This is a genomic window from Acetobacter sicerae, from assembly GCF_011516765.1.
Classification (GTDB): Bacteria; Pseudomonadota; Alphaproteobacteria; order Acetobacterales; family Acetobacteraceae; genus Acetobacter; species Acetobacter sicerae.
This window is the reverse complement of sequence record NZ_JAAABN010000001.1, coordinates 249,096-264,085: the sequence shown is the minus strand read 5'-3', so window position 1 is coordinate 264,085 and position 14,990 is coordinate 249,096. Positions and strand designations below refer to the sequence as shown.

The following is a 14,990-nucleotide window of genomic DNA, read 5'->3' as shown; positions in this document are numbered from 1 at the left end:
CCTCAGATACCCCAGCATTTCTGCTGTTATCAATGAGTGGTCGAGTTTGTAATAAGATCGCATATTGGCTGATAAACTATCCTGCCCAAACTTTTATTGAGCAGGATATGAGCATGATCGCGCTTTTGAGAACGTCAGATCACCCGTGATCGCTTGCAAGCAAACCGGCCTGCCTCAGACTGCCAGAATAAGCCTGCCCAACGAACGCCTTTTGCCAATCAGCGGCAGAAGCATTTTCAATTCAGGGCCATGCTCTTCACCCGTAAGAGCCAGTCTCAGGGGGCGAAAGAGAGCCTTGCCTTTGCGACCCGTCGCTTCGGCAATCGCCTTCGTCCAGATAGACCATGTGTCTTCCGACCAGGGCTCTTCAGGGAGCAGGCTGGCAGCCTGTTTGAGATAATCCTCTTCTTCCGGCTGAGCAGGTGGATTGATCTCTCCGTGCGTTACATTCCACCAGTGATGACATTCTGCAAGCAATTCAATGTTGCCGCGAATGGCCAGCCAGAACTGCTCAGTGGCTCCTTCGGGCAAACGCCCACGAACATCCTGAAATTCAGCCGTGGCGAGGATGCGCCTGTTGAGCGTCAGCAACTGCTTCATATCGAAGCGTGCTGCGGATTTCGAGATACATGACAGGTCATAATCCTGAGCGAGAGCATCGAAGCCCATTGGTTCAGGAGATTTGGAACTCCCCAGACTGGCGAGATAGGTTGTCATGGCTTCGGCTTCGATACCGTCGCGGCGCAGTGTTTTGATGGACATGGAATCAAAGCGCTTGGAAAGCTTTCCTCCGCCTTCATCCAGCAGGAGCGGAAGATGCGCGAATGTAAAGCGATCAGGCTTCGCTCCAAGAGCTTCCGCTATATCAAGCTGAACACCGGTGTTCGTGATATGATCTTCCCCGCGGATGATATGGGTTACGTCAGTTTCCAGATCATCCACAATAGACGCCAGCGTGTAGAGGATCGTGCCATCAGCGCGAACAAGCACCGGGTCCGAAACGGCCGTCAGCTTGACGGAACAGTCGCCCATCACGAGATCTTTCCAGCCTTTGCTGGCGTCAGTCAGCTTGAAGCGCCAGTAAGGAACCTTGCCGTTCGCTTCCGCCTGAGCGCGTTGTGCAGCTGTCATCTTGAGCATCGCGCGGTCATAAAGCGGCGGCTTGCGCAACCTGATCCGCATTTCGCGCTTGGCGGCAAGCTCCTGCTCACTCTCAAAGCATGGATACAGGCGACCGGATGCTTTCAGGGCTTCAATGGCTCGCGCATAGCGATCCAGACATTCTGTCTGGCGAAAGGTTTCATCCCACGAGATTCCAAGCCATTCGAGATCGGTCTTGATGCCGGTGACATAGATTTCCTGGGACCGACCCACGTCCGTATCATCAATTCGCAGTTGAAATGTAGCATCGTGCTTGCGGGCAAAGAGTGCGTTGGCAATAGCCTGGCGTGCGTTGCCGACATGGAGCATGCCTGTCGGGCTGGGAGCAAAACGAAGTTTCATCAGTAAGGTATGCCGTATCCCATTGGGTGATCGCTAGGGGAGGGGCCTTAAATTTTATGGTCGGGCATAATACCTCGACCGGATAATCTGACCGGGCGCGTCCTCTTCTCGTGATGATATCATATTTCACTTCCGGCAGGATCACCATCCTGAATGAACGAAGCGGGCGCCAGTAACGGATCGTATCAAAAATGGCATTTTTTAAGCCATTTTATGGAATTTTTCTATTCATCCATGGAACTATGATTTCGCTCAATCGCTTGACGCTTTTTGCTCCCTCTCTTAACAAACGCCAAGATATTGCAATTGAGGCTGAAGCCTCGACCGACAGATATTCGGTGCTGAGGAACTATCATGACGTTGAAAGCCACTGGTGAACGGTTCATGCCTGATATGCGCGGAGAAACTGCGCTTGAGCACATGCACCGCTATCTTTTTGCGCGTGAGGTCATCAGCGAGGGGGCTGCGGTTCTTGATGTAGCGTCCGGAGAGGGTTACGGCAGCGCTCTTCTCAGTGCAAAGGCAGGCACGGTTGTCGGCGTAGATGTTTCCCAGAATGCTGCGGAACACGCCCAGCGCAAATACGGAAATGAGCGTGTAAGATTCCTGACGGGAGATGTCTGCGCGTTACCGCTGCCGTCTGACAGCATTGATTTCATCGTCAGCTTCGAGACGATTGAACATGTCGCCGATCATGAAAAAATGCTCGAAGAATTTGTTCGTGTCCTGAAACCATCGGGGGTGGTTATTATTTCCAGCCCTGATAAATATCGTTACTCCATGGCAACGGGGTATTCCAACGAGTTCCATGTAAAAGAGCTTTTCAGTCATGAGTTTCAGCAACTCATGCAGAAGTATTTTACCAATGTCGTTTTCGGCGGCCAGAGAAACATGTTCGGGACGGTCATAGATTTTCCCGATACTGTAAGCAGGGATGTCAGTTTTTCACTTGCTGAAGGCGATATAGCCCGATTTGAAGACGTCCCGGAGCCGATGTATCTGATCGCCATTGCGTCCAGAGCAGATCTTCCCATGGCAGTGCGGGGTGTTTGTATAGATCATGTGACAGAAAGCGATGCTTTCCAGAACATGGTAAAAAGAGAACGTAGTTCCTCAAGACTGGAAAACGAGCTCGACAGGGAAAAGGTGAAGGTCATAGATCTGGCCCGTAGCCTGTTTGAAGAACGTGAAAAAAATTCTGTGCTTACAGGCCATCTTGCTACGCAGTGTTACAACGCCAATCTTCTGGCAGATCGATGTAACGAGCGGGATCGAACAATCGCTTCACTCAATGAAGAAAAACTCGATTTAACAGAAAAGCTTGCGAGCATTGAACATCGGTATAACGCGGTTGAGAGCAGCACTGCATGGCGTGTGACGAAACCTGCGCGATATTTAATTGCAAAAATGCCTCTTGTAAAAGCCGCCGTCCGGCGCGTTCGTCACCGTAGTACCAGTGCTGGCCAGACGGTCGTTGCACAGGGACGGGATGACTCAACAGGGGAAGCAGAAGGAAGCACTCATCGAGCCGAATACGATCTAAACGAAACGGAGCGCATGATTGCAGCTGATATTGCGCCCTTTTTTGATATTCCATATTACAGCAAACAGGCAGGAATACCAATTGAAAGCTTGGATAATATTACTGCAGCTGGCCATTACCTGACCACAGGTTACGCGGCAGGCTTAAATCCCTGTGAGAGTTTTGACACTAATTACTATCGGGTCAGATACCCGGATGTCATAGAAGCTGGCATGCACCCGCTGTGGCACTGGGTTTTGCACGGCCGACATGAAGGTCGTCCGGCAGTACCGTATGAACAGCGTCTGAAATCCATACCTTACAGACCTTTGGTTAGCGCGATTATCCCCAACTACAATCACGCGGAATTTCTTCAACAACGGTTTGAGTCCATTCTCAATCAGAGCTATGAAAATATAGAAATAATCTTTCTTGATGACTATTCACAGGATGGAAGCCTTGAAATTGCAGAGAAATTCCAAGAACAATACCCGGAAAAGATAAAGATTTTTTCTAATGAATCCAATTCAGGGAATGTATTCCGGCAGTGGCGCAAAGGAGCTGATGCGGCACAAGGAGAGATCCTCTGGATTTGCGAAAGCGATGATTTCGCTGATGACAATTTTGTAGAAAAACTGGTGGGGCACTTTGTTGACCCCAGTGTCCAGATAGCATTTGGCCGCATCCAATACTGTGATCGTCAAGGACATTTTCAGGACGGTCTGGATGGTTACAGGGAGCGTGCGCAAGCAGGCATCTGGGACGCAACTCTGGTGAAACCGGCCGGATGGTGGTTTACCAATGCTTTTGCAGTGTCGAATGTGATTGCCAATGTAGGTGGATGCCTGATCCGCCGACACGATGTTCGGGATGAGGTCTGGGAAAAGGCCCAACAGTTCCATGTTCTTGGCGACTGGTATCTTTATGCTGAGTGGGCCGCAGGAGGACAGATTGTTTATTCTCCCGATGCGATCGCACATTTCAGGCAGCACGAAAAAAACACATCAGTAAACAGTTTCAAAACAGCTCGTTTCTATCAGGAACATCAGGAACTGATAGAATATCTCCGACGCAAATGGGGCGTGGATGACGAACATGTGGCGCGCTTTGCAGATGCGCTGAAATCGACTTTTACCTTTGTGGGCGCGGAAGAGTTACTGGGACCATTTGAAAGCGTTTTCAGTCTGGACCAGGTGCTCGCCTGTCAGCGTGAAGAACAGCATATTGTCTTTGCTGTGCTCGGCTTTAAATTGGGTGGAGGTGAAATACTCCCGATCCAGCTCGCCAATGCTCTTGTCAAACAGGGCATTATGGTCTCGTTTCTGGTGTACGAACATACTGGTGAAGATCCACAGATCCGTGCGCTTCTGGACAGTTCCATCCCCGTCTATTCAGCCGATACTGCGCGTAAGGTCGGGATATGGCGTTATGTACTGGACCTGCATGCAGACCTGATTCATTCGCATTTCTGCTTCTGTGAACTTCTCTTTTTTCCCGACGATACTTCATTGCCTGTGCTGCCCTATCTGGTGACGCTGCACGGTTCCTATGAATGTGTTTCTTTTTCCAGAAATATCATCAGGCGTCTGGAAAAAGTCGTGACACTGTGGATTTATCTGGCGGAAAAAAATCTCCAGCATCTGCGTGATCGAAAGGGTGAGTTACCTGTCGGAGATATCGCCTTTATTGGCAACGGTATGGCGCTGGACAACAGACCGTTTCCGATGACCCGAACACAACTTGGGCTGACTGAAAGCGACTTTGTTCTGGCTGTAGCCACCCGCTGCATTCCAGAAAAAGGCTGGAAACAGGCATGTGAAGCAGTCTGTCAGCTCAATCAGGCGAAGGGCGGACGCAAGGTACATCTACTGCTTTGCGGAACGGGAGATGCGCTGGAAGAACTTGAAGCCCAATATGGTGACGTTCCAGAGATACATTTCCTTGGCTATCAGGACTGCATCAACGGCCTGTATCGTCTGGCTGACTGCATGCTGCTGCCGACAAGATTTCCTGGTGAATCTTTCCCTCTGACACTGATTCAGGCGCTTCAGGTCGGTACACCCGCCATTGCGACAGAGGTTGGCTTCGTCCGATCCATGATGACGGATGATGATGGCAATCAGGCAGGCCTGCTGTTACCTCTGGAGGCTGATGATGAAGACTTTCAGACTGCCATCGTGAATGCGGTCAGGACGATGATGAACAGTGACGTTCGCACGGTCTTTGCAGAGGCGGCATTACGCTGTGGCGCACGATATGGCATCGAAAAAGTTGCAGAGGCCTATATTCGCACATACAGACGCTTCCGGAACGATGCGATCACTCATGACAATTGATTGGAGTAAATAAAACTGCCGGTCAGTGGCTGCCGTGATCTGTTTGAAAACTGCGATGGACAGTCAATCAGACAATCAAAAACTGCCTTGGAAGTATCAGAATGGAAAATGATACTTCCACGACATTACGGACAGGTTCTTCCGCAGCATCATTCACCGTGGAAGAGAAGATGCAATCACTTTGCTAAGCTGATTGATAAGATCATTGGTTGTCTGGACCACTTTTGCGTCAGCGCCATTGTCCGTTATGGACGAAGTGACATGAGTCCGATCCGTTCTTGTCGGAATGTGATCGTCGCCAGAGATATAAGTCCAGTTTGCCTTCAGAGAGGCTTGCCCGGATGTGGGGATATCCAGCCGGGTAATGGCAATCCGCAGGCGTGACGTAGAGGTCGAGCCCGTCGGCGCCTGTTCGGTTACAAACACATCCGGTCGCGCAGCGCCGAGACGCACCATAATCAGATCTGTAATTCCATTGGAAAGCCGTTCAGCCCAGCGTCCGTTCGGGCTGCGTTCAAGGGCGTTTCCATTGCGCGTCAGAAGATCCTGAGAGTCGAGGTAGTCCGGCAGGGAAACACGGCTGATTTCCAGGATCGGTGCTGTTTGAGCAAGAGGCCCGGACGGTGCCGGAACTGTCGTTGCCGGCCCATCAAGCGTGTAAAGACGCAGGGGAGGGCTGGAGCAGGCGGTCAGGGATACGCTTAAAACCAGACCGGCCACGAGGGACAGTTTCTTTCGTTCTCCAGACATAAGCTTCCCTTTATGCACAATCATCTCGATCGGATTTACTGACGCCGTCCCATGAGGAGCAACTGAGGATTTCGCTCGACATCGCTTGCAAAGCCACGCAGGGATGCGGCTGCGGTTGCAATGTCGCGCAGGGCTGAATCCAGATTGTCCCGGTTGACCGAGCGCGGGGAAATGATGCTTTCCACATTCTCCAGAGTTTTTCTGGCCTCATCAGCCGCTTTGGTAGCGCTCGTCAATGTCGCATGCAGGTCCGCCCCACGGTTTTGTAGCTGGGCGTTTCCTGTCTGCATCAACCGATCAATATCGAGAAGAGTGACATTCAGCTTCCCGTGCAGATCATTGATGGTTGCTGTGGCGGCTTTCAGAGTTTGCTGAGAGTCTTTCGAACTTTCCTGAAGACTGGCCACAAGCGCCGGAAACTGGGTGTTGAGCTTTTCCGCAACGTCACGAATGGACAGCACGGCATCATTGGCGTTGGTCGCAAGCTCTTTCAGAGGAAGGTCAGACAAGGTTTCCTTCATCTTCTGTATGGCCGACGCGTGCGTGGGGATTTCTATGAGGTCTGATACCTCAGGGTGAAAGGACGCCGGAGAGCCGGGAAAGAAATCAAGATTGATACTGACTGTGCCCGTGACAAAGCTCTGGACGTTCTGCTCGGCCCGCAGTCCGTGCGCGATGACCTCGTGAAGATTGATGTGGCCGGACGATCTGGCGTCATCAATGACATGAACCTGACCCGGATCGAGACTTATCTCCACTGGTATATAGGGAACACCTGTCCCCTGATCGTAGCGGAGAGTGATCTTGTCGACAGCGCCGACACGGACGCCTCTGAAGGTCACAGGCGCGCCAACGGACAGGCCGGCAACTGAATCCTGAAAAACAATGACGGCCCGGGCATTTCTTGAGAAGAAGTTTGTGTTCCCGAAAAGGATGAAGGCCAGCACACTCAGCGCGATGCCTCCCGTGACGAACAGACCGACAATCGTTTGACGGGCTGCGCCTGAATCATTGGCCATTGTGAGGTGAGCCTTTCCTGACTGGTTCAGCGGGCGCTGGATCGACGCGGGCATCGCGGTGCATGAAGGCATGCACCTGCGGGTCGGTACAATGATCTCTCAGATCACGGGGAGAACCATGGGCAATCGGTGTCTTGCTCTGGGCATCGAGAAAAATGCCGTCATCGGCAATAGCGAACAGACTGGGCAACTCATGGCTGACAATAACGATCGTCGCGCCCAGACCTTCACGCAGGCTGAGAATGAGGTCATCCAGCCGCGCCGACGTAATCGGGTCAAGGCCGGCTGAGGGCTCATCGAAAAACAGGATATCTGGATCAAGAGCGATCGCCCGGGCCAGCCCCGCCCGCTTTTTCATTCCGCCCGAGATTTCGGATGGATAGAGGTCAATGGCGTGAGAAAGCCCGACGAAACCCAGCTTGAGTTCGACAAGGTTGCGGATCATGGCCTTGTCGAGCCGGGTAAACATCTCAAGCGGCAGAGCGACGTTTTCACCGACAGTCATGGAGGACCACAGCGCACCACTCTGAAACAGCACGCCGAAACGGCGGTTCAGGGCCGTTCTGTGGGAATCAGGGCCAGCCCAGTAATCATCGCCATCGACCGTATAACGGCCTGCCTGAGGACGCAGAAGACCAATCATGCTACGGAGAATGGTACTTTTGCCGCACCCCGAACCGCCCATGACAGCAAAGATGGAGCCGCGTTTCACATCCAGCGTGATGTTTTTCTGGATGACCTTGGCGCCATAGCCAATGGTGATGTCACGCAGCGATAACAGGACATCGTCCTGATGGGACGTTGTGGCGTGCTGGGGAAGGTCGGTGTTGCTCTGCATCTTCAGATTCCGAGAGCATTGGCTATGACGGCAAAAATTGCATCCAGTGTGATGACGCCCACAATGCCGACGACCACGGCAGACGTGGCCGCCGTGCCGACATCAGCAGCGCTGCGACCGGCTTTCAGGCCGATCCGGCAGGAAACAAGACCGATCATGATTGCGAAGACAATGGATTTTACAAAACCAAACTCGAACTGGCTCATGGAGACGGCGCTGAAGGTCTGATGCATGTACCCAGCGCCGGTAATGTCAGGCAGCATGCCGACCGAAACCACGTAACCACCAAAAATGCTCATCACGCAGCCATAAAGATAGAGCAGCGGCATCATCACCATGAGGGAAACGACAGCCGGAACCAGAATATAGCTGGAGATGGGGATACCAAAAACCTGAAGGGCGTCGATCTCTTCATTGCCCTGCATGGTAGCGATGCGGGCCGCATACGCGCCACCCGTACGACCCGCCATGATGATTGCCGTCATGACGGCCGACAGTTCACGAACGCAGGCAATGCCTACAAGGTTGGCCACATAAATATCGGCGGAAAATTTCTGAAGCTGCACGGCGCCGACAAACGCAAGGATCGCACCGATCAGAAAGTTGACGACACTCACAATAAGGAGTGCAGCCGGACCCGCATCGAAAATGTTCGCCAGCAGATCGCGCAGCCGCATGCCACCGCGTCCACTCAGGGCTTTTGTCGAAACCTGCGCGGTATCCAGCCCGAGCATTGTGAGGGCGCCAACCTCATCAAGAGTGGATAGGGTAAATGCGCCGCTCAGTCTGAACGGGTTATGGATTTTATCAGCAGGAGCAGCCGGTGGCTGGGGGTTTTCTGGCAAAAGCGAGGAAAGGCTTTGCACTCCCTCGGGGAGGTCGCTGATATCGAGCTTCAGCCCTTCCTTGGCGGCAACCTGTTTTGCGCTCCAGAGAAACGAAACGAGAGAAGAATCCCACTGACCAAGCTTGCTGGCGTCGACGGCCAGAGAGCCTGATTGATCGTGGGCTGACAGGGCGTCACTCGAAAATGCCAGCGGCACATGCTCGTCGATCGTCCAGTTGCCTGAAATATGGAGTTCAGGCGTGTGTCCACTGGTTGAAATGGTCCATTCAGGCTGTGCAGGTGTGATTTTCTGCGTAGCGGAAGAACTCTCTGGTGCGTGACTGTCCATAGATCCTTGCGATGATAAGGCAGGCCACGCTTTTTGGCCAGAGGGCTTCGTTTCAGGCATCCGTGACAAACAATGAACGGCGCTCTAATCGGGTGAGGGGTGTAAGCCTCTCCGCACCATAATTCCAGATGATTGTTTCCTATGAAGCCTTTGTGAAGGAAGCCGCGCCAGAAAAGGAAGAGCTTCCCTTCCAGCCCAGACACCATTCCTTTGGAGGAGAGACTCACAGCAATCGCCACGCTGGCGTTATCACCCTCTGAGCAGTTATATCAGACGCGGAATATGATGAGGGAAGCAGAGCATGGTGTCCGAACCGGTTGTTTTTATCGATGGCGAGGCAGGCACGACCGGGCTCGAAATCCGTGAACGCCTTCTTTCCCTGCCTGTAAAAATTCATTCTGTTGATCCTGCTCGCCGCAAGGATCCGCATGCGCGGGCCGAAGCCATGCAGGCCGCTGATCTGGTCGTTCTCTGCCTCCCAGATGATGCGTCACGGGAAGCAGTGGAGATGATCGGACAGTTCAGCGCTCAGGGAAAACGGACACCGAAGATACTGGATGCCAGCACCGCGTTCAGGACCGCGCCGGGCTGGGTGTATGGCTTTCCTGAGCTGACGCCGGATCAGCCCGAAGCGATCATGCGCGCAGACCGCGTCGCCAATCCCGGCTGCTATCCCACGGGCGCGATCGCCCTGCTACGCCCGCTGATCGACGCAGGCGTGATGCTGCCGGACTTTCCTGTCACCATCAACGCCGTGAGCGGTTACACAGGTGGCGGCAGAAGCATGATCGAGGAACAGGAGCGGGCAGGGGGACCGGCCTTCCTGCTCTATGGGTTGAATCTCGCCCACAAGCATCTGCCTGAAATGCGTCAGCATGCTCTTCTGGAACACTGCCCGATTTTTGTGCCTTCGGTCGGACATTTCCCACGGGGGATGATTGTGTCGATCCCGGTGCATATGGATCTGCTGGTCAAGGGAACCACGGTCACGGATCTGCGTCGTACTCTGGAAGAGCATTATGCTGCGTCTTCCTTCGTCACTGTCGCCGGGCCGGAAAACACTCTGGTTGCGGACACTCTGGCGGGAAGCGATGGAATGGAACTGCGGGTTCATGCCGATGCCGAGGGGCGGCACGCCGTGTTGACGGCGCGACTGGATAATCTGGGAAAAGGCGCCTCGGGGGCTGCGATCCAGAATATCGCCCTCATGCTTGGCATTTCCCCGAACTGAGGAGACTGATTGTGACCCGCACTCTTTATGTTTACGAGCACTGCCCGTTCTGCGTGAAAGCGCGCATGATCTTCGGTTTCAAGAATATCCCGGTCGAAATCAAATATCTGCTGAATGATGACGAAGCCGGTCCGATCGATATGATCGGCCAGAAGATGCTGCCCATCCTTGATGAGGATGGACGGTTCATGGGCGAAAGTCTGGATATCATCGCCCATATTGACGGGATTGGTGAAAAGGTTCTGGTGGGCGAACCAAACCCGGCCATCGCGGAGTGGATTTCAAGCATCTCAAAGCCGCTGTACAAGCTGATGCTGCCGCGTGTGGCCTGTGCGCCATTGCCGGAATTTGCCACCACAGCAGCCCGCGCCTACTTCGTGCGGAAGAAAGAGCCTTCAGCCGGACAGTTTTGTCTCCTGCTGGAAGATGGAACCGATTTCCTCGCGGCGCTCAATTCCCAGTTGCATGTTCTTGCCCCGTTAATTCGCTCCGAAGCCGCTGTGAACGGCGTCCTCTCCATGGATGACATCCATCTCTTCGCGGCGCTGCACAGCCTGTCCGTGATCAAGGGCGTGATCTATCCGCCGGAAGTCGAGCACTACCGTCAGACAATGGCGCGCCTTAGCGGTGTGCCGCTGATGGACGATTACGCAGCCTGAGCAGATTGGCATCTTTTCTGAATGAGAGGATGCTGATACAGAGCAGGCAGTCGCGAGAGTGGCGGAATGGTAGACGCAGTCGACTCAAAATCGACCGCCTTTTAGGCATGGGGGTTCGAGTCCCCCCTCTCGCACCAGACATTCCGGATGATTCATGACTGTTACAGCAGCGCCCGCGTCCACCCTGCAGGGCAAGCCTCAGACACGCCCCGCCAACCCGGCATTTTCTTCAGGTCCATGCGCCAAACGGCCGGGCTGGTCACTGGAGGGGCTTTCTGGCGCTCTTCTGGGGCGCTCTCATCGTGCTCCGGAAGGTCGGGCACGGCTTGGCGAAGTCATTGATCGCTCGGCGGCCATTCTGGGCATGCCGGAAGGCTGGCGTCTCGGAATCGTGCCGGGTTCCGATACGGGTGCCGTCGAAATGGCGCTGTGGTCGCTGCTCGGCACACGGCCTGTGGACGTCCTTGCTTTCGAGAGTTTCTCCGCCACATGGGCCAATGACATCACAGCGCAGCTGGAACTCGATGCGCGCGTGTTGAAGGCCGAGTATGGCGAACTGCCTGACCTGAAGGCAGTAGACTGGTCCCGTGATGTCGTGCTGGCATGGAACGGCACCACATCAGGCGTGAAGTTCCCTGATGCAGAGGCCATTCCAGCCGACCATGACGGGCTGGTGATCTGCGACGCGACCTCGGCTGCCTTCGCCATGGAACTGCCCTGGGAGAAGCTCGATGTCGTGACCTGGTCATGGCAGAAAGTGCTGGGGGGTGAGGCTGCTCACGGCATGCTGGCGCTCTCGCCACGCGCTGTCGCCCGGCTTGAATCTGGCCCGGCTCCGCGTCCATTGCCCAAGGTTTTTCGTCTGACTTCCAAAGGCAAGCTGATCGAAGGCATCTTCCGTGGCGACACGATCAACACGCCATCCATGCTGTGTGTTGAAGATGCTCTGGATGGCCTGAAATGGGCCGAAGGGGCTGGTGGACTGAAGGGGCTGATCGCCCGGAGCCGCGCCAACCTTGCCGCTATTGAGAAATGGGAAAAGACGTCCAGCTGGGCGCAGTTCCTTGCTGTTGAGCCGGGTATCCGCTCGAACACAGCGATCTGTCTGCGAATTGTTGCCCCGTGGTTCATGGCGCTTGACGCAGAAATCCAGACGAAAGCTGCGAAAAAGATCGCTGGCCTGCTTGCCAGAGAAGGCGTCGCCTACGACATCGCCAGCTATCGTGACGCGCCGCCGGGCCTGCGCATCTGGGGTGGCGCAACGGTTGAGACCTCAGACATTGAGGCGCTTCTTCCGTGGCTGGACTGGGCTGAAGCGGAAGTACGCGCTGAATTTTCAGCCTGACTGCTCAGTTACTTCATAACGAGAGGATATATATCTTGTGATGTATATCCTTTCTTTATTCTTATGAAGAAAAGATGCCACTTCTCATGGTCTGCGAGGGTGGTGTCGTTTGCTGTTCCGTTTTTCAGCCTGTCGCTGGATAGCGCTGGTCCTGCTGATGCCGCTCTTATCTGGAGCGGCCTGCTCCCGTGAGGTAGAGAGCAGTGTGGATCGGCTGAAACGGCTTGCGACAGCCCTGAAAGAAGCCGAAGCGAGCACCCAGCCCAGTTCGTCACTTGTTCCGATAGCAGGGCAGGGTTTGCTCGAAGTGCCGGAAGGCACACGATTTGTTCCGGCTGAACAGACCAGAGCGTTTCTGGAATCTTTGGGTAGCTCTCCTGTTTCTTCCGTCATGGGAATGATTGTTCCTCAAAATTTTTATACGGACCCTGACTGGATGGTGGTCATTAATTGGGAGGAGATTGGATTTGTCGACGAAAACAGATTGAAAAACCTCTCGATCCGACACGCTACTCGTTCGATTGAAGAAATAGCAGCTGCACAGAATAAAATTCGGCAAAAGACAGGTCTTCCAGCTTTTCACCTGAAAAATCTGCTGCTTTCTCCCCGTTACGATACCGTCACTCATTCTCTGGAGTATGCAACAGACTGGACAATCGAAGGGGTGGATAGGGAAGGAGTTTTATTCAGTCACTATTTTATCGGACGCCGTGGAGTTCTATCGTTTAATTTTGTCGCGATAGCGCGTCCTCTCGACGCCATTTATCCCATTATAAACCCGATCAATCAGCGTTTCAGTTATCTGACCGGGCATAGCTATAGTGATTTTGATCCGGCGCATGATCGCCGTGCGTCCTATGCCCATGAGATTGCTTTTCCATCATGGCAGAAGACGGGATGCAGTCTGCTGACTGCGGCCGCGCTCTATTGGTTAAAACGCAGGCGAAGTAAAAAATCTTCCTGAATCAATCACTCTCCACGGAATTCATGGAAAATCCCGTGGAGAGGAGGGATTTTTATTTATCGAGCCAGAACGGTACCGGCAGGTTTTTGGCCCGCAGGAATTCCGGATTGAACAGCTTGGACTGATAGCGTGCGCCACCATCGCAGAGGATGGTCACGATACGATGCCCCGGGCCGAGACGGCGTGCGACACGGATGGCCGCAGCGACATTGATGCCGGATGAGCCGCCGACCGAAAGTCCTTCATGGATGAGCAGGCTGTAGATCTGCTCCAGCGCTTCCGGATCCGGAATGCGCTCCGCGTCATCAATCGGCGCGCCTTCCAGATTGGCGGTGACGCGTGACTGCCCGATGCCTTCAGTGATGGAGGAACCGCTGACCGAAAGGTCGTTGGACTTGACCCAACCATACAGGCCGGAGCCTTCCGGGTCTGCGAGAATGATCTGTGGACGTTTGACGCCTGCCTTCTGCGCACAGTCATCAAGACCGAACGCCGTGCCGGCAAGGGTTCCGCCCGTCCCGCAGGCGCAGGTGAAGGCATCGACACGACCGTCAAGCTGTTCCCAGATTTCGGGTGCTGTGGAATGGCGGTGACCTTCCCGGTTGGCGAGGTTGTCGAACTGGTTGGCCCAGACGAAACCATTCTCTTCGGCAATCCGGCGCGATACGTGAACGTAATTGCCTTCATCCCGATAGGGTTTGGCAGGCACGAGGCGGAGATCAGCACCGATCATGCGGAGAAAATCGATTTTCTCCTGACTTTGAGTTTCCGGCATGACGATGATGCTCTTGTAGCCACGTGCATTGGCGACAAGTGTCAGACCTATGCCTGTATTGCCGGCAGTGCCTTCGACAATGGTCCCGCCCGGAGTCAGCGCGCCGCGTTTTTCTGCGTCAGTGATGATCGCCAGAGCAGCACGATCCTTGACCGATCCACCGGGGTTCATGAACTCGGCCTTGCCGAAAATATCGCACCCGGTCGCTTCAGAAGCGCGTGTCAGTCTGATCAGCGGTGTCCCACCAATGGCGCCAGCCATATCATGGGACACTGTCGTCCAGCCGGGAAACGGCAGGGAATTTGAAGTCGGAGTCATGCTATCTGCCTTTCATCCTTTTGGCATTGGGGCTAGCGCGTGTCGGCACTGCATGCAATCAGGTTTGGACGATGAATGTCGAACCCCGAAGGATCTGTCTGATAAACAGGGGTGCGAAAGAGGAGTTTCAGGAACGATGATCAAGGATGTAAGCCCGAGAGATGTCTGGCAGGCGCTGGAGAATGACCCGGGAGCCTGTCTGATTGACGTGCGCACTCCTGAAGAATGGCAGTTTGTTGGCATCCCCGATGTTTCGGCAACGGGCCACAGCCTGTATCCCATCAGCTGGCAGGTGATGGGCGGTCAGGTAAACGGCCAGTTCGTTGAGGAATTGCGGCGGGCCGGAGTGGGCGAGACACAGAAGCTCTATTTCATTTGCCGTTCTGGAGCGCGCAGCCGCTCAGCCGCAATGGCCGCCGCCAGAGAAGGTTTTGAACAGGTTTTCAACGTAGCGGATGGCTTTGAAGGGCCGCCGGACCCAGAGATGCACCGAGGCAATGTGGCGGGCTGGAAAGCCTCCGGGCTGCCCTGGCGGCAGAACTGAAGCCCTTTAAC

The 14,990-nt window shown here is 54.2% G+C and carries 13 protein-coding genes and 1 tRNA gene; 8 read left to right on the top strand and 6 right to left on the bottom strand.

Going from position 1 to position 14,990, the window contains the following annotated elements:
- Positions 1 to 174: 174 nt before the first annotated feature.
- A complete protein-coding gene (gene gltX, locus GVI59_RS01150) occupies positions 175 to 1,503 on the bottom strand; it encodes a glutamate--tRNA ligase (RefSeq protein ID WP_173572463.1) in 1,329 nt (442 codons plus the stop codon).
- Positions 1,504 to 1,694: 191 nt separating this feature from the next.
- Between gltX and GVI59_RS01145 the strand changes: the two genes are divergently transcribed.
- Positions 1,695 to 1,880, top strand: coding sequence for a hypothetical protein (locus GVI59_RS01145; RefSeq protein WP_173572462.1), 186 nt, complete (start codon positions 1,695 to 1,697; stop codon positions 1,878 to 1,880).
- A complete protein-coding gene (locus GVI59_RS01140) occupies positions 1,858 to 5,361 on the top strand; it encodes a glycosyltransferase (protein WP_173572461.1) in 3,504 nt (1,167 codons plus the stop codon). The genes GVI59_RS01145 and GVI59_RS01140 overlap by 23 nt, the downstream gene beginning before the upstream one ends.
- Before the next feature lie 153 nt (positions 5,362 to 5,514).
- Here GVI59_RS01140 and GVI59_RS01135 read toward each other — a convergent pair whose 3' ends face one another.
- From GVI59_RS01135 to GVI59_RS01120, 4 genes are read right to left on the bottom strand one after another with little or no spacing between them, the layout of a single operon-like run.
- The gene (locus GVI59_RS01135; RefSeq protein ID WP_173572460.1) at positions 5,515 to 6,111 is read right to left on the bottom strand and encodes a PqiC family protein; all 597 of its coding nucleotides are present in this window, start codon (positions 6,109 to 6,111) and stop codon (positions 5,515 to 5,517) included.
- A 35-nt stretch (positions 6,112 to 6,146) separates the two neighbouring features.
- Complete coding sequence (locus GVI59_RS01130; protein ID WP_173572725.1) at positions 6,147 to 7,130, bottom strand: MlaD family protein; 984 nt, start codon at positions 7,128 to 7,130, stop codon at positions 6,147 to 6,149.
- On the bottom strand, positions 7,120 to 7,968 hold the full coding sequence (locus GVI59_RS01125; RefSeq protein ID WP_173572459.1) for an ABC transporter ATP-binding protein: 849 nt from the start codon (positions 7,966 to 7,968) through the stop codon (positions 7,120 to 7,122). The genes GVI59_RS01130 and GVI59_RS01125 overlap by 11 nt, the downstream gene beginning before the upstream one ends.
- Before the next feature lie 2 nt (positions 7,969 to 7,970).
- Positions 7,971 to 9,143, bottom strand: coding sequence for an ABC transporter permease (locus GVI59_RS01120; protein ID WP_173572458.1), 1,173 nt, complete (start codon positions 9,141 to 9,143; stop codon positions 7,971 to 7,973).
- 301 nt (positions 9,144 to 9,444) lie between these two features.
- Here GVI59_RS01120 and argC point away from each other — a divergent pair, with 301 nt between their 5' ends.
- The 5 genes from argC to GVI59_RS01095 all read left to right on the top strand — a co-directional run bounded on the left by argC (position 9,445) and on the right by GVI59_RS01095 (position 13,342).
- Complete coding sequence (argC, locus tag GVI59_RS01115; protein ID WP_173572457.1) at positions 9,445 to 10,374, top strand: N-acetyl-gamma-glutamyl-phosphate reductase; 930 nt, start codon at positions 9,445 to 9,447, stop codon at positions 10,372 to 10,374.
- A gap of 11 nt (positions 10,375 to 10,385) precedes the next feature.
- The gene (gene grxB, locus GVI59_RS01110; protein WP_173572456.1) at positions 10,386 to 11,033 is read left to right on the top strand and encodes a glutaredoxin 2; all 648 of its coding nucleotides are present in this window, start codon (positions 10,386 to 10,388) and stop codon (positions 11,031 to 11,033) included.
- A 52-nt stretch (positions 11,034 to 11,085) separates the two neighbouring features.
- Positions 11,086 to 11,170, top strand: a tRNA-Leu gene (locus tag GVI59_RS01105).
- Between the two features lie 17 nt (positions 11,171 to 11,187).
- Entirely contained in the window at positions 11,188 to 12,378 is a 1,191-nt protein-coding gene (locus GVI59_RS01100; protein WP_173572455.1) for a phosphoserine transaminase, read from the top strand.
- 109 nt (positions 12,379 to 12,487) lie between these two features.
- On the top strand, positions 12,488 to 13,342 hold the full coding sequence (locus GVI59_RS01095) for a DUF2167 domain-containing protein (protein ID WP_173572454.1): 855 nt from the start codon (positions 12,488 to 12,490) through the stop codon (positions 13,340 to 13,342).
- A 52-nt stretch (positions 13,343 to 13,394) separates the two neighbouring features.
- Here GVI59_RS01095 and GVI59_RS01090 read toward each other — a convergent pair whose 3' ends face one another.
- Positions 13,395 to 14,435 (bottom strand): cysteine synthase A, encoded by a 1,041-nt coding sequence (locus tag GVI59_RS01090; protein WP_173572453.1) that lies wholly within the window; start codon positions 14,433 to 14,435, stop codon positions 13,395 to 13,397.
- 136 nt (positions 14,436 to 14,571) lie between these two features.
- Between GVI59_RS01090 and GVI59_RS01085 the strand changes: the two genes are divergently transcribed.
- Positions 14,572 to 14,979 carry a rhodanese-like domain-containing protein gene (locus tag GVI59_RS01085; protein WP_173572452.1) on the top strand — a complete coding sequence of 136 codons (408 nt, stop codon included), beginning with the start codon at positions 14,572 to 14,574 and terminating at the stop codon, positions 14,977 to 14,979.
- The last annotated feature ends 11 nt before the right edge of the window (positions 14,980 to 14,990 follow it).

Bases quoted from the DNA above. Each gene is read 5' to 3' on its own strand.
- gltX (WP_173572463.1), bottom strand. From the start codon at position 1,503: ATGAAACTTCGTTTTGCTCCCAGCCCGACAGGCATGCTCCATGTCGGC.
- GVI59_RS01145 (WP_173572462.1), top strand. From the start codon at position 1,695: ATGGCATTTTTTAAGCCATTTTATGGAATTTTTCTATTCATCCATGGA.
- GVI59_RS01140 (WP_173572461.1), top strand. From the start codon at position 1,858: ATGACGTTGAAAGCCACTGGTGAACGGTTCATGCCTGATATGCGCGGA.
- GVI59_RS01135 (WP_173572460.1), bottom strand. From the start codon at position 6,111: ATGTCTGGAGAACGAAAGAAACTGTCCCTCGTGGCCGGTCTGGTTTTA.
- GVI59_RS01130 (WP_173572725.1), bottom strand. From the start codon at position 7,130: ATGGCCAATGATTCAGGCGCAGCCCGTCAAACGATTGTCGGTCTGTTC.
- GVI59_RS01125 (WP_173572459.1), bottom strand. From the start codon at position 7,968: ATGCAGAGCAACACCGACCTTCCCCAGCACGCCACAACGTCCCATCAG.
- GVI59_RS01120 (WP_173572458.1), bottom strand. From the start codon at position 9,143: ATGGACAGTCACGCACCAGAGAGTTCTTCCGCTACGCAGAAAATCACA.
- argC (WP_173572457.1), top strand. From the start codon at position 9,445: ATGGTGTCCGAACCGGTTGTTTTTATCGATGGCGAGGCAGGCACGACC.
- GVI59_RS01100 (WP_173572455.1), top strand. From the start codon at position 11,188: ATGACTGTTACAGCAGCGCCCGCGTCCACCCTGCAGGGCAAGCCTCAG.
- GVI59_RS01090 (WP_173572453.1), bottom strand. From the start codon at position 14,435: ATGACTCCGACTTCAAATTCCCTGCCGTTTCCCGGCTGGACGACAGTG.
- GVI59_RS01085 (WP_173572452.1), top strand. From the start codon at position 14,572: ATGATCAAGGATGTAAGCCCGAGAGATGTCTGGCAGGCGCTGGAGAAT.